General features: G+C 63.6%; 12 protein-coding genes. 9 read left to right on the top strand and 3 right to left on the bottom strand.

What is annotated here, in order from left to right; genetic code table 11:
• Positions 1-4 precede the first annotated feature (4 nt).
• From AC1RT4_RS18285 to AC1RT4_RS18255, 7 genes are read left to right on the top strand one after another with little or no spacing between them, the layout of a single operon-like run.
• The gene (locus AC1RT4_RS18285) at positions 5-1,273 is read left to right on the top strand and encodes a type II and III secretion system protein family protein (protein ID WP_493086773.1); all 1,269 of its coding nucleotides are present in this window, start codon (positions 5-7) and stop codon (positions 1,271-1,273) included.
• Complete coding sequence (locus tag AC1RT4_RS18280; protein WP_273899114.1) at positions 1,270-2,460, top strand: CpaE/TadZ family protein; 1,191 nt, start codon at positions 1,270-1,272, stop codon at positions 2,458-2,460. The genes AC1RT4_RS18285 and AC1RT4_RS18280 overlap by 4 nt, the downstream gene beginning before the upstream one ends.
• Positions 2,457-3,728, top strand: a complete 1,272-nt coding sequence (locus tag AC1RT4_RS18275; RefSeq protein ID WP_230735196.1) for a TadA family conjugal transfer-associated ATPase — start codon at positions 2,457-2,459, stop codon at positions 3,726-3,728. The genes AC1RT4_RS18280 and AC1RT4_RS18275 overlap by 4 nt, the downstream gene beginning before the upstream one ends.
• Positions 3,729-3,738: 10 nt before the next feature.
• Positions 3,739-4,620, top strand: a complete 882-nt coding sequence (locus AC1RT4_RS18270) for a type II secretion system F family protein (protein WP_273899116.1) — start codon at positions 3,739-3,741, stop codon at positions 4,618-4,620.
• Positions 4,617-5,507 (top strand): type II secretion system F family protein, encoded by an 891-nt coding sequence (locus AC1RT4_RS18265; RefSeq protein WP_493086768.1) that lies wholly within the window; start codon positions 4,617-4,619, stop codon positions 5,505-5,507. The genes AC1RT4_RS18270 and AC1RT4_RS18265 overlap by 4 nt, the downstream gene beginning before the upstream one ends.
• Before the next feature lie 10 nt (positions 5,508-5,517).
• A complete protein-coding gene (locus AC1RT4_RS18260) occupies positions 5,518-6,207 on the top strand; it encodes a tetratricopeptide repeat protein (RefSeq protein ID WP_273899118.1) in 690 nt (229 codons plus the stop codon).
• 11 nt (positions 6,208-6,218) lie between these two features.
• Entirely contained in the window at positions 6,219-6,491 is a 273-nt protein-coding gene (locus AC1RT4_RS18255) for a DUF3613 domain-containing protein (RefSeq protein WP_493086765.1), read from the top strand.
• 642 nt (positions 6,492-7,133) lie between these two features.
• On the opposite strand, the gene AC1RT4_RS18250 is transcribed toward AC1RT4_RS18255, so the two are convergent.
• A complete protein-coding gene (locus AC1RT4_RS18250; protein WP_493086763.1) occupies positions 7,134-7,943 on the bottom strand; it encodes a response regulator transcription factor in 810 nt (269 codons plus the stop codon).
• Between the two features lie 91 nt (positions 7,944-8,034).
• The gene (locus AC1RT4_RS18245) at positions 8,035-8,505 is read right to left on the bottom strand and encodes an A24 family peptidase (protein ID WP_493086758.1); all 471 of its coding nucleotides are present in this window, start codon (positions 8,503-8,505) and stop codon (positions 8,035-8,037) included.
• Positions 8,506-8,580: 75 nt separating this feature from the next.
• On the opposite strand from AC1RT4_RS18245, the gene AC1RT4_RS18240 reads away from it, so the two are divergent.
• Both AC1RT4_RS18240 and AC1RT4_RS18235 read left to right on the top strand, forming a co-directional pair.
• Positions 8,581-9,021, top strand: coding sequence for a TadE/TadG family type IV pilus assembly protein (locus tag AC1RT4_RS18240; RefSeq protein WP_493086755.1), 441 nt, complete (start codon positions 8,581-8,583; stop codon positions 9,019-9,021).
• Positions 9,018-11,783 carry a PAS domain-containing sensor histidine kinase gene (locus AC1RT4_RS18235; RefSeq protein ID WP_493086752.1) on the top strand — a complete coding sequence of 922 codons (2,766 nt, stop codon included), beginning with the start codon at positions 9,018-9,020 and terminating at the stop codon, positions 11,781-11,783. The genes AC1RT4_RS18240 and AC1RT4_RS18235 overlap by 4 nt, the downstream gene beginning before the upstream one ends.
• On the opposite strand, the gene AC1RT4_RS18230 is transcribed toward AC1RT4_RS18235, so the two are convergent.
• Entirely contained in the window at positions 11,753-13,732 is a 1,980-nt protein-coding gene (locus AC1RT4_RS18230) for a pilus assembly protein TadG-related protein (protein WP_493086749.1), read from the bottom strand. The two genes, AC1RT4_RS18235 and AC1RT4_RS18230, sit on opposite strands and share 31 nt — an antisense overlap.
• Positions 13,733-13,735: the final 3 nt, after the last annotated feature.

The raw sequence follows: 13,735 nt of genomic DNA, 5'->3' as shown, positions 1-13,735 counted from the left end.
CTCCATGCGCAAACGCTTTACGCCCCTGTTCCACTGGCTGCAGTTTTCCTTGCTGAGCGTGGCTTCGATCGGCAGCGCGGCTGCCGCCACCGGCAATTGCGCCGCGCTCGCGCCGTTGCCGGCCGTGCTGGAAATCGGCGAAGGCCTGCAACAGGCCGTGCAGTCACCGGTGGCGATCACCCGGGTGGCAGTGGGCGATCCGAAGATCGCCGACGTACGCGTGACCGGCGATCAGGGCGTGCTGCTCACCGGCGTCGGCCCCGGTGCCACCACGTTGATGATCTGGACGGCCTGCGCCAGCACGCCGCGTCAGAGCATGGTGTTCGTGCAGGGCAAGGCCAGCGCGGCGATGACCGCGGCAGCGCTGCCGTCCAGCAGCGAACCGGACCTGCCCTCGCAGGTGCAGACCGACATCCGCTTCGTCGAAGTCAGCCGCACCAAACTCAAGGAGGCCGGTACGTCGATCTACGGCAAAGGCTCCAACAACTTTCTGTTCGGCGCGCCGGGCACCGTGCCGAACACCGGCGTCACGCCCGGCGTGGTGCCGCTGCTCAACATTGATCCACGCATCGCCGCGCCGAGCATTCCGCTGGCCAACGACATGTTCAACATCGTCTGGGGCGGTGGCAGCAGCAAGTTCCTCGGCATCGTCAACGCACTGGAAGGTAGCGGGTTTGCCTACACCCTCGCCCGGCCAAGCCTGGTTGCGTTGAGCGGACAGAGTGCGAGCTTCCTCGCCGGCGGCGAGGTGCCGATCCCGGTGCCCAGCGCCAACAGCAACAGCTATTCCATCGAGTACAAGGAATTCGGTATCCGCCTGACCCTGACCCCGACCGTGGTCAGCAACGACCGGATCGCCCTCAAGGTCGCCCCGGAAGTCAGCGAGCTGGACTACAACAACGGCGTGACCATCGGCGGCACCAAAGTGCCGGCGTTCACCATTCGCCGCACCGACACCAGCATCTCCCTGGCCGACGGCGAAAGCTTCGTCATCAGCGGCCTGATCAGTACCCGCAACGCCTCGGAAGTGAACAAGTTTCCGGGGCTGGGCGACATCCCGGTGCTTGGCGCGTTTTTCCGCAACTCGTCGATCAACCGAGAAGAACGCGAACTGCTGATGATCGTCACCCCGCACCTGGTGCAACCGCTGGCCGTCAACGCGCCATTGCCGTCGTTGCCCGGCGAGAAACTGCGCAACTACGACCCGAACTGGTATCGCCTGTACTTCCTGGAAAACGGCAACTTCGATAAACGCAGCGGGTTATCGCAATGAGCCAGAGCCTGAGCCAGACGTTCCTCGCCATCACCCGCAACACCACTGATCTTGAGTGGCTGCAAGGCGCTCTCGCGCCGCTGGGCCAGGTAGTCAGCGCCGGTGGCGGCAGTCTGGACGAACTGCTGGCGCTGGTGGACGTGACCTTCGCCAGCCTGGTGTTCGTCGGCCTCGACCGTGAACATCTGGTGGCCCAGAGTGCGTTGATCGAAGGCGTGCTCGAAGCCAAACCGATGCTGGCGATCGTCGCCCTCGGCGACGGCATGGACAATCAGCTGGTGCTCAACGCAATGCGCGCCGGTGCCCGGGATTTCGTGGCCTACGGTTCGCGCTCAAGCGAAGTCGCCGGACTGGTGCGTCGCCTCAGCAAACGCCTGCCGGCGGTAACGCCGAACACCCAGCTCGGCGGCTTGACCGTTCTGTACGGCATCCAGAGCAACGCCGACGGTGCGCTGCTGGCCAATCACATGGCGCTGGTGGTTCAGAAAAGCGGCCAGCAGACCTTGCTGCTCGACCTCGGCCTGCCGCGCGGTGACAGCCTCGCCCTGCTGGGGCTGGAGAGTTCGTTTCATTTCGGCGACGCGTTGCGTCATCTGCGCCGCCTCGACGCGACCCTGATCGACAGCGCCTTCACCAGCGCCGAGGCCGGGTTGCGCATTCTCGCCTACGCCCCCGGCGACGAACCGCTGGAACGCACCAGCGCCGCCGAGCTGTACATGTTGCTCAGCGCCCTGCGCCAGCACTTCCAGCACATCGTGGTGAACCTCACGGGCCAGCCCGACAGCGAAGCGCTGCGCACCTTCGTCAGCCATTGCGACAAGCTGCTGTGGTACACCGACCAGAATGTCCTCGACTGCCGGCGCAACCTTGCGGTGCTCAATCTGTGGCGCGAGAAAGGCATGAAGCTCGATCACGGCCGGCTGCTGGTGGATCGCTACCTGCGCAATGTCGCACCGGACTCCGACACCCTCGGCAGGACCTTCGGCCTGGAAGTCATCGCGGTGCTCGCCTACAGCCCGGAACTGCGCCTCAACGCCAAGAACCAGGGCGTGACCCTGTTCGAGCTGGCCCCGCGCGAAGCCATCAGCCAGAGCCTGCGCACCCTCGGCGAACGACTGGCCAAGCGCTCCGAAGGCCTGGCCAAACCCAAAATCACCTGGTTCGACCGCTTGCGAGGCAGCTCATGAGCAGCGAGCAATTGTTCGGCGGGCCACAGCGCAACGCCACCGGCAACACCGACCACGACGGCCTGAAACTGGTGCTGCACCGCTACATCATCGACGCCATCGAAGAGTCGGGGAAAAACCTGCTGGAAGGCTCGCGGCAAGTGTTGTCGCAGTTCGTCATCGACAAGGTCGCCGAATACATCGCCCGCCTGCACCTGGCGATTTCCCGCTATGAGATGGAGCGTCTGGCCGAAGAAATCGTCGACGAGCTGACCGGTTTCGGCCCGCTGGAAGTGCTGCTGCGCGACAGCGCCGTGACCGAGATTCTGGTCAACGGCCCGCACCGGGTGTTCATCGAACGAGAGGGCGTGCTGCACCTGAGTGACCTGCGCTTTATCGACGCGCACCACGTCGAACGGGTGATGCAGCGCATTCTCGCCCCGCTAGGACGACGCCTCGACGAGTCGTCGCCGATGGTCGATGCGCGCCTGCCCGATGGCAGCCGGGTCAACGCGATCATCCCGCCGATCGCCCTCGACGGCCCGTGCCTGTCGATCCGCAAATTCCGCAAGGACATGCTCAAAAGCACCGACCTGATGGCGATGCAGACCATCGACCAGGCGATTTTCGACTTCATCGCCGAGGCGGTCGGCAAGCGCTGCAACATCCTCATCAGCGGCGGCACCGGCACCGGCAAGACCACCCTGCTGAACATTCTCAGCCAGCTGATCAACCCCCACGAACGGCTGGTGACCATCGAAGACGTCGCCGAACTGCAACTCGGCCATCCTCACGTGGTGCGCCTGGAAACCCGCCCCCCGAATGCCGAGGGCCACGGCGAAGTGAAGGCCAGCGACCTGATCCGCAACGCCCTGCGGATGCGCCCTGACCGGATCATCCTCGGCGAGATTCGCGGGGTCGAAGTGGTCGACGTGCTGACCGCAATGAACACCGGCCACGACGGCTCGATGAGTACGGTCCACGCCAACAATGCCCAGGACGCGCTGCTGCGCCTGGAAACCCTGGTGGGCCTGACCGGACGCACCATTGCCGAACGCACCCTGCGCCAGATGATCTGCGCTGCGCTCGACGTGATCATCCAGCTGACACGCATGCCCGACGGCCGCCGCTGTGTCAGCGAAGTGGTGGAAGTGGTCGGGGTACGCGATGACGTGTATGTCACCAACACCCTGTTCCGTCTCGACCGTCGCACCGGTTTCGGTTTTCTGCGCGAAGCGGTCAACCCGGCCGGTGACAAATTGCGCCGCGAACCGGCGTTGTCACAGTGAGGGCCACGGCATGCTCAAACCGCTGTTGCTGATCCTCATCTGTCTGGCGCTGCTCGGGCTGTCGCTGCGCCTGTTCTACAACGGCTGGCGCCAGGGCGGCACCGAACGGGTGCTGGACCGGTTGAATCAGGGACAACCGCAGTTGTTGGCGGAGAAACCGCGCTGGGCCGGACTGGAGCGAGCCTTTTTGCGGGCGGGTCTCGGTCGCCCGGATCGCCTCGAATTGTGGTTGCTGCTATGGGCCTTCGGCAGCGTGATCGGCCTGGCAATCGGTGGCTGGATCGGTTTTGTGTTGCTGCTGGTGCTGCCACCGCTGGCGTTGCGTCTCTACGTCAGCTGGCGCTACCAGCGACGGCTGCGGCGGATGATCGAACAACTGCCGCAACTGCTCGATCACACGGTGCGCAGCCTGAAATCCGGACGCACCCTGGCCGACGCGGTACTGGGCGCGATCGACGCCAGCGAAGACCCGCTGAAAAACGCCATGGGCCGGGTACAGCGCAACGTGCAGTTGGGGGTGAGCTTGCCGGAAGCGGTGGGCGATGTGGCCGAGCTGTATGAAAAGGACGAACTGCGGCTGTTCGCCGTCGGCCTCAAGGTCAATCACCGCTACGGCGGCAATGCCAGCGAACTGCTGGAAAACCTGATCCGGATGATCCGCGAACGCGATCAGGCATCCCGCCAGTTGCGCGCCATGACCGGCGAAACCCGCATCACCGCCTGGGTGCTCGGCCTGCTGCCGGTGGGGCTGGCCGGGTACTTTCTACTGTCCAATCCCAAATACCTGATCGCCATGTGGAACGACCATTCAGGCCAGATGATGCTCGCCAGCGCCTTCGGCCTGCAGGTGATCGGCAGCCTGCTGCTCTGGCGGATGTTGCGCAGCCTATGACCATGCCCCTGATGATCAGCGCCCTGTTGATGCTGGGCGCCGCACTGTTGCTGATCAGCGGCCTGCTCGACCGCCGCCGTCGCGCGCGACAGGTCACGCGGCGGCTGGAAGGTGCGCTGCTGCGCGACAATCGCTTCGGCAACCTGCTGCAAGTGCTCGGTGGCAGTGCCCTCGGCCAGCGCGCGGTCAAACTCGACAACGAAACCCAGACCCTGCTCAACCGCCTCGGCTGGCGCAGCGCCCGCCAGCGTTCGCTGTTCGCCGCCTGCCAGATCGGCTCGCCGCTGCTGTTGCTGACCGTGGCGGTGTTGCTGCAAGGGGTGCTGTTTCCTCACATCGAACGCCAATGGATCGCCCCGCTGTTCGCCCTCGGCATCGGCTACCTGTTGCCCAAACGCCTGCTGGCGATGGCCGCCGGCCGCCGGCAAAAACAACTGGCCACGGAAATCTCCACCTTCATCCCGCTGCTGCGCATCCTGTTCGAAGCCGGCATGGCCGTGGAGCAGGCGTTGCGCGTGCTCAGCCACGAAGGCCAGACGCTGCTGCCGGTGCTGACCCAGGAATTGCGCCTGGTGCTGGCCCGGGTCGACTCGGGCCTGGAACTGGGCGAGGAACTGAACAAGGCCACGCGCCTGCTGGCGGTGGACGAATTCACCGACACCTGCGTGATCCTTCAGCAACTGCTGCAACAGGGCGGCGGCGCGATGAAATCGCTGCTGGCGCTCAAGCAACTGCTCGATGACCGGCGCCTGACAAGGCTGCAGGAATACATCTCGAAAATGTCCGCCAAAATGTCCGTCGTGATGATGATGTTTCTCTTCCCGGCGCTGTTGATCGTCCTCGCCGGCCCGGGCTTCAGTGCCCTGGCACGGGCGCTGGGCTCATAAAGGAATCGCCATGAAAGCAATGATTGCCTGTTTGACCCTGCTGATGCTCGGCGGCTGCGCCAGCAACGGCCAGGCGCCCTGGAACGCGCTGACCCCAAACGCCGGTTGCGGCCCGTTGAGCCAGGAGCAACAACTGTCGATGACCCTGGCCGACGACATGGCCAAGGACGGCAAACTGCACGCCAGCCTGGCCAACCTGCAAAGCCTGCCGGACAACCTCGCCGACGTCCGCCTGCGCAAGGCCAAGGTCTATCGCCTGCTGGGGCGCAGCGAAGCCGAACCTTTGTATCGCGGCCTGCTCGGCAGCTGCCTGGCCGCCGAAGCCGAACACGGCCTCGGCCAACTCGCCGCCGCCCGCGCCGACTACGGCCAGGCCCAGGCCCACCTGCAACGCGCCGCCCGCCTGGCCCCCACCGACGAAAAAATCCGCAACGACCTGGGCGTGGTGTACCTCAACCAACTGCGCATCGAAGACGCCCGCTTCGAATTCCTCACCGCCATGGAACTCAAGCAAAGCGACTCGCTGGCCGCCCTGAACCTGGTGACGCTGCTGCTCTACCAGGACGACTGGACCCGCGCCGCCGAACTGGTCAGCCGCCTGAACCTGAGCCCCGAACAATTCAGCGAAGCCCAGGCCCGCGCCCAGAAACTCAAAACCCCAAGCCCCGTCACCGCAGCCGCCACCGCGATGCTCAAGTAAGGAGCCCCGCCATGAAAGCCACCGCGCTCTGCCTCACCCTCCTCGCCCTGCCCCTGACCACCCACGCCATCGACCCCGGCCCCGCCTCGGCGCAACAACAGGAAACCGAAGGCTGGCTGCTCCTGCAAAGCCGCAACAAAGCCGCCTCCACCAAACCCCAGACCAGCACCCCCACCGAACGCGAACTGAGCATGCAACGCTGGTTGAAGAGCTACACACACGAGATTCCTGAATTCTTTGATCAGAAGCAGGCAGGGACTGTGGACAGTGGGTCGGGGGGATAAACGGGGCACAAGCACACATTTCTTAACGTGTTTGTCGTCCTACAGATGACGTGATTTTGGTGGATGTTTCCAACACCATGCCCACCGAACTGGCGGTGAACCGAGTACTGGATAACGTCGAAGTACAGCGTGATCCAACCCACAGCCAAGCCGCTCAGACTGAACGGACTTGCCAGAGAGTGCCATCGTCACTGGCAGCTCGAATTGGGACGCAGAGCGTCAAGGGCTGCATTCCCACGCAGAGCGTGGGAACGATCAAGAAAAAGCAGTCTGCTGTTCGCTTCCCACCACTCAACACGATGAGCGTTAGCTCGAGTAAAGCTTTTGATCTTTTGGCCCCATCGGAAGGCTGAGTGGAGGGATTTATCCGGGGGTGGGAGCGCAGCGACCGTGCGGCGCAGCCGCATGCATCGAGAGGAGGTGCAGCGAAGCAAACCGTAGGCGATGCCCCCGGATGAATCCCGTAACGAAGGAACGCCGAGCCACAGCGAGGCGCCGAACGCAGGGGCACAGCCTTTTGGTTCCTTTTTGGCGTTTGAAAAAGGGACCCGCCGTAAGGGCGGAACCGCCAGCCGCAACACCCAAAAAAACGGATATTCACCCAAAACCCCAAGAACCTGGCCGGCCCAAAGGCCGCCAAGGTCAATGCGCCGTAACCCCCCGCCGAACCGAGGAAGAACTGCCGGGCGCAAGGGCCAGAGCCAACTGCGTCCGATTATGCATATGCGTCAAGCGCAAAACCTGCGACACATACAATTTCACCGTGTTCTCGGTAATCCCCAACTCACAGGCAATCTGATAATTGGTCTGCCCCTTGCCCACCAGCCGGGCCACATCGAGCTGCCGCGGCGACAACTGCTCGAAAATCGCCGGCATCTCCACACTGTCACCCTCAGGCAACGACTGGGCCGCCGGCGCAGGCCCGCGCCGAACCTTGTCCAGATCCTGATACAAATCATCGATCGACGAAGAAAGATCCTGCAGCTTCTGATTCAGGTGCCCCAATTGCAGCGTCTTCTGCCGCTCCTGCAGCACCGCCTCCTGACGCCGCAGACCGTCCAGCAATTCATCCAGATCCACCGGCTTCTGGTAGTAATCGGCAATCCCCGCGCGCAACGCCTTGATCACATCCTGCTTGTCGGCGCGGCCGGTGAGCATGATCGCTTCGAACGCCCGATTCTTGCCGGACAACCGTTGCAGCGCCTGCACCAGTTCGATGCCGTCCATGTCCGGCATGTGCAGGTCGCACAGCACCAGGCCGATCGCCGGATCTTCACTGAACCGGGTGATCGCCTCCTGACTGGACCCGCAGGGAACGCAGCGATAACCGCTGCTCTCGAGAAACTCGCAAAGCTCTTCAACGATCAGCGCCTGATCATCGACCACAAGAACCTTCACCGCCGACGTAAGCTTGTTCACGTGCCACTCCATGCCCGGGCCAAAGCTGACCATTCCTGTACCGCCAGTCTGTGGCTGTATAACCGCTCATTTGAAAGTAGACGCACTTTCCGACTATGTACATAGCAGTAGTGGCGAGTGGCGACTAATGGATCCAATAAAAAGTCAGGATTGTTCCAACCAGCACGAACGGTGCAAATGGCAGCTTTTTTGACATCTCAGGACTGAAATATCGAAGACGTTCTCTAACCCCTTGACTTGCATGCAGCCAGACTTTTGGCACCAGGAGTATCCAGATCGCACTGCAGAGAGCAGCGCCGATGAACGCGCCGAGCAGGTGCTGACCGTCTGTCGCGAGGGCCAGGGCTGTCATTAATTTCACATCGCCGCCGCCCATTCGCCCCAGCAGGTAACCCGGCAGCGTGAGCGCCAGCGCCAGCAACACTGCCCAGCCGCCCTGCGCCGCATCGGCCCCGAGCCAGGTGCTGCCGGTGACCAGCAACCAGACCAGCGCCAACGCGCCGACGCCGAGGGTCAGGACATTGCCGATGTGGCGTTCGCGGGCATCCTGCGCGGCGCAGAGTGTCAGCCAGATCAGTAGGACAAAGCTGTGCATCCGGTAAAAATCGTCCGTTTTGGCTGAATGATTCTATGCTGATACTACGTAGTGACTGTCAGGGTAGACGCGCTCATGAAAACCGGCCTCCCCCGCAAGCAAAAAGGCGCCGCCGCCATCGAATTTGCCTTGGTCTTCGTCATCTTCTTTGCCGTGTTTTACGGGATCGTGAGCTACAGCCTGCCGATGTTGCTGATGCAGGCCTTCACCCAGTCGACGTCCGAAGCCGTGCGACGCGGGGTGGCGCTGGATCCGGCGACCGCCAACTACGCCACCGCGATCCAGAACGTCGCTCGTGCCGAACTGGCCCGGCGACTGGCGTGGCTGCCGTCAGCACTGAACTTCAACGCGGCCACCGACGCCACGGTTACCTATGTGGGCGGTCTGCTGACCGTGACCGTCAACTACCCGACCAACAAGCTCAATCAGGCGTTACCGTTTCTGGTCTTGCCCGGTATCGGGGCGGTGCCCAATCTGCCTGCCAACCTGACCGCCAGCTCGAGCCTGCAATTTTGAGTTCCGGCGACAAGCTGTTCGACCGTCTGCTCAATCGTCAAACACCCACACCGTCAGCGGTCGTGGACAACCCCGTGGTGCCCGGCGTCGGTTTGCAGCTGCATCTGGATGGCGAAGGTCAGGTCACCCACCTGACCGGGCCGCTGCGCCATCTGCTGGCGCAACAACTGTCCGCCACCCGCACGCTGCATCTGCTCGATTACCTGCTGCCGCACAGCGCGCTTGCGGTCGAAGGCGTGCCCGCCGACTGGCAGGGACAATTGCTCGATCTGGATTTTTTCAGCCTCGCCGGCCCGCCACTGCACTTGCGCGGCTGGGTGCAACCGCAGGGGGATGGCTGGGTTCTGCAACTGCTGGACATCGGCGACCTGTTGGGGGAAAGGCGCCAGGCGCGCAGCCGCGAGCAGTGCCAGTGGCTCGCCGCACACATTCGCGACCACTTGCGGCTCTGCGGCCTGGCGCGTCTGCCACAAGTGCTGGGCGAACAGTTGCAGTGCCTGAGCCAGCGTTTTCAGGTGCCTTGCCTGGCCGTGGCGCTGCTGGATGAAGAGACCGAGGGCTGGCAGATCCATCAGCATTACAGTGCACCCGACGCCCCGCAGTTGTGGGACACCGTGCAGCGCCTGGGCACCGGCCTCGACAGCCTCAACGGTGCCGCACCACAACGCGTGCTGCCCGCCGAGCATCCCCGCCTGAGCAGTGTGTTCGGCCCCGCCGAAGGGTTTGCCGTGCCTTATCGCGATGCCTATGGCGTGGCCGCGTGGTTGCTCTTCGGCTGCTTCAGCGTGCAGCCACACACCGCCGACTTGAACGATCACGACTGGCTGCAACTGGCCGCTGCCGTGGCCGCGCCGCTGCTGGAACGCCTGCGTGAACATCGTCACCACTTGCAGCTGGAACGTCTGGAAATCCTGCAAAGCCTGCTCGGCACCGGTTGGTGGGAGGTGTTCAGCGACAGCGCCGAAGTGCTGCTGGCCGACGCGCTGGCCACCAGCCTCGGGTTGAGCGCCGGGCGCCTGCCGATCCAGGACTGGTTCGCCCGGGTGCACCCGGCCGACCGCGAAGAACTGCGCAGTCGTCTGCAAGCCTTGCAGGACGAAGGTCAGCCACTGGAGCTGTGCGTGCGCCTGCAACCCGACGATCAGGCGCAACCGCAGTGGTTCCGCTTGCAGGGCCAGTCGCTGGGCATCGGTGCCGAGCGGCGTCTCGTGGGCTTCATGCTCGACATCAGCGACATCAAGAACCAGCAACAACAGGCCGCCGCCGCCCATGCGCGACTGGACAACCTGATCGCCAGCGCGCCAGCGGTGATCTACGTGCAGCGCTATGTCGAAGGCGCGCTGCAGCCGACGTTTTTCAGCGCCAGCCTGCAACCGCTGCTGGGTTGGGGCCTCGCCGACTGTGCCGACGGCGCGCTGGTGAATCATGTGCATCCCGAGGACCGTGCGGCCTATTTCGAACGCACCCGACATTTGCTGCGTGAAGGTTCGGTGAGCACGCGCTACCGGATGCTCGACACTCAGGGCAACGTCCACTGGCTGCTCGACGAAGCCAAATTGTTGCGCGACGACCTCGGCCTGCCGGTAGAAGCTGTCGGACTGTGGCTGGATGTCACCGATGCAACCCTAGCCGCCGAGCGGATCAAGACCAGCGAAGAACGCTACCGGATCCTCGTCGAAGATTCGCCGGCGATGATCTGCCGCTATCGCCCGGACCTGACCCTGACCTTCGGCAACCGGCCACTGGCGATGTATCTGGAGTGCGCCCCGGAGCAACTGCCGGGAGTGAATCTGGGTAGCTGGATGTCCGACGAACAACGGGAGGCCTTTGTCCAGCGCCTGGCGCAACTGACCCCGGACGCGCCGGTAAGCAGCGCTGAAATCAACCTGCGCCTGCCGGGCCGCGAGCATGCGTGGTGGATCTGGTCGGATCGTGGGGTCTTCGATGAACAGGGTCGCCTGCTTGAGGTGCAGGCGGTGGGCCGCGACAACACCGAGGTCCGGCGTTCGCAACAGCAACTGACCCAGAGCGCAAAAATGGCCACCCTCGGCGAGATGGCCACGGGGCTCGCCCACGAAATCAATCAGCCGCTGAACGTGATGCGCATGGCCATCGTCAACGTGCTCAAACGTCTGGGCAACGGCGATGTGCAAATCGATTACCTGACCGACAAACTCAACCGCATCGACGCTCAGGTCCAGCGTGCGGCGCGGGTGGTCGATCACATGCGGGTGTTCGGTCGGCGCTCGGAAATCGAACAGCACCCGTTCAATCCGCTCGATGCCATCGAAGGCACCCTGTCGTTGCTGTCCGAAGGCCTGCGCGGCAAAGGGGTCGAATTGCGGATCGGCGAGGCGAACTTTCAGGTGCAGGTGCGCGGGTACGTCGATCAGCTGGAACAAGTGCTGATCAACCTGATGGTCAACGCCCGGGATGCGCTGCTGGGCAAGCGCGAATCCAATCGCGACTTCCAGCCGTGGATCGGCGTGCGTGCCGAACACGACGAACACGTGGTGCGGCTGTGGGTCGAGGACAATGGCGGCGGCATCGACCCGCGCTTGCTGGAGCGGATTTTCGAGCCGTTCTTCACCACCAAACCGGTGGGCGTCGGCACTGGCCTGGGCTTGTCGGTGAGCTACGGCATCGTCGAGAACATGGGCGGACGCCTGAGCGTGCGCAACGGCGACGACGGCGCACGGTTCTGCATCGAATTGCCGATTGCCCTCGACGATCAGATCACCAGCGTCGCCCGCCCCGACTGACAACTGAGATTGGCGCCGACGTCGACCTGGTTGAGGTTGATCCCCAGAGCCATCAGCAGGGTGTTGATCAGGGTGTCGAGCAGCGGGCTGAGCACCGTATTGATGGCGTCGACCAGCAACACTTTCACCGAACTCAGAATGGCCCCCAGCCCGCCGACCACACTACCGGTCGGACCGTACATGTCGAGTGTGATGTTGCTCAGGGTATTGCCCAGGCTGCTGACGATATTGGAGGTGGTGAAACTGTAATAGAACGGCGGCTGGTTGATCTCCGGCAACGTGGTGGCCGGCGGAGCGGAATAGACGTGAGGCATATTGGAGTTCTGCCCGATGGTGGTATCGGCCGAGATCCTGAGGCCGCCGCCGACAGAAGGAATACGCGGGTCACAACTGACCGGCAGCACAAGAAAACGCCGGCAGGTCTTTACGCCGATATCGACCACCCGCAAAGGCTGCACCACGACGGTAGGTGGCGCGATGTTGCTGCCGAAGACGGCCGCCGGGTCGATCCGGCCGAACTTCAGGTTGGCGACTGCCGTCGTGGTGTTGGTGGTCAGGGTCTTGTTGGTTGGCGTCAGGCAACTGAACGCGGTGACATAGCTGCTGGCCGCCGCCACATCCAGTGCCACGTCGAGCTGAATCGGGCCTGACAACACTTCGATCGAAGGGGTCTGGCAGGGGGCGCCGAGCGCGCAAGTCAGCGAATTGATCACCCCCACCAGGTTCAGACTGAGCAAGGCATTGAGCGTGTTGACCAAGGGGCCCGCGAGATCGGCCACGCCATTGACCAGCGACAGGATCGTATCCAGCAACGGCAGATTGACCGACAACAGGGTTCGCACCTGCGCGGTCTTCACGTAAATCCGGTTCGGCCCCAGGGGGTTGGCGGCCGCCAGCCGAGGGTTACCGATGGCCGACAATTGCGGCGGCTCCAGCACCTGCACCCGAGCGGTGATTTGCGCCACGCCGAGGTTGATCGACTGGTTGGCCACCAGGCCGTTCTGCTTGTTGGCCAGTTGCACGAAGCCCTGAATCAGATCGAATGCCCGCAAATCCACCGCCAGCGCCGTGGCTTGGGTGCCAGCCTGAACCTTCAGCAGATTGCCCAGCACCACTTGTGTGGCACCGGCCGCCGCCTTGATCGCCTGCAAGCCGAGGATGGTCGCCGTGGCACTCAGGGTGCCGTTGGGGTCGAGGACGTTGATCGCGGTCTGGACGAGCTGACTGACCGCGATGGTGTTGCCGAGCACCTGCTCGTAGCCGCCGGCACTGAGACCGATATCGACCTTCAACCGGTCCAGATAGCCGAGCAGGTTGATGTTGGTGTTGACCAGTCCGTTCCAGCTCACCGCGCTGAGATTGAGGTTGCCGCCGAGCAATCCACCGAACAGCGCATTAAGTGCGGCGGACCGGGCCGTGTCGATGTTCAGCGCCGTGCTGCGGATGGTCAGTGATGCCAGAGGTGGCGGGAGCGCCGCGACTGCCGTGGCGCTGAGGTTGATGGTTGCATTGCGCCCGGCGCCGCCGAACAGTCCGCCGATGGCACCGGCAAAGCTCTGAGGCACGGTATGGCTGACGACAACGCGGATCGCATCCGTGCTGGCGGCGTTGACGGCAAACACCCGCAGATTGCTGGCGTCCAGGTTCAACGTGCCGCAGGCGACGGCCAGGGTGCGACCGGCACTGGGAATCGGGAAATTGTTACGCACGACGCTGGCCAGCGCATAGGCGTTGGCCGTGGCCCCGGCGCCGCAATTGCCGCCACGGGTCGCGGCTTCGAGGGCGGCGACATCGGCGATCTGTTGCAGATGGCGACGCTCGAGGTACAAGCGGCCGCTGTCGACCACCACCAGGATGAACACCAGCGCCATGCTCAGGGTCAGCGCCGCCATCAGGCCGATGGCCCCGCGTTGTCGGGCAGGATCGATGAACGGCGAATGGCGGGACATGGC

The organism is Pseudomonas sp. GW821-FHT11D10 (assembly GCF_058808435.1).
This window is presented reverse-complemented; position numbering and strand designations above follow the sequence as displayed.

Bases quoted from the DNA above. Each gene is read 5' to 3' on its own strand.
- AC1RT4_RS18285 (WP_493086773.1), top strand. From the start codon at position 5: ATGCGCAAACGCTTTACGCCCCTGTTCCACTGGCTGCAGTTTTCCTTG.
- AC1RT4_RS18280 (WP_273899114.1), top strand. From the start codon at position 1,270: ATGAGCCAGAGCCTGAGCCAGACGTTCCTCGCCATCACCCGCAACACC.
- AC1RT4_RS18275 (WP_230735196.1), top strand. From the start codon at position 2,457: ATGAGCAGCGAGCAATTGTTCGGCGGGCCACAGCGCAACGCCACCGGC.
- AC1RT4_RS18270 (WP_273899116.1), top strand. From the start codon at position 3,739: ATGCTCAAACCGCTGTTGCTGATCCTCATCTGTCTGGCGCTGCTCGGG.
- AC1RT4_RS18265 (WP_493086768.1), top strand. From the start codon at position 4,617: ATGACCATGCCCCTGATGATCAGCGCCCTGTTGATGCTGGGCGCCGCA.
- AC1RT4_RS18260 (WP_273899118.1), top strand. From the start codon at position 5,518: ATGAAAGCAATGATTGCCTGTTTGACCCTGCTGATGCTCGGCGGCTGC.
- AC1RT4_RS18255 (WP_493086765.1), top strand. From the start codon at position 6,219: ATGAAAGCCACCGCGCTCTGCCTCACCCTCCTCGCCCTGCCCCTGACC.
- AC1RT4_RS18250 (WP_493086763.1), bottom strand. From the start codon at position 7,943: ATGGTCAGCTTTGGCCCGGGCATGGAGTGGCACGTGAACAAGCTTACG.
- AC1RT4_RS18245 (WP_493086758.1), bottom strand. From the start codon at position 8,505: ATGCACAGCTTTGTCCTACTGATCTGGCTGACACTCTGCGCCGCGCAG.
- AC1RT4_RS18240 (WP_493086755.1), top strand. From the start codon at position 8,581: ATGAAAACCGGCCTCCCCCGCAAGCAAAAAGGCGCCGCCGCCATCGAA.
- AC1RT4_RS18230 (WP_493086749.1), bottom strand. From the start codon at position 13,732: ATGTCCCGCCATTCGCCGTTCATCGATCCTGCCCGACAACGCGGGGCC.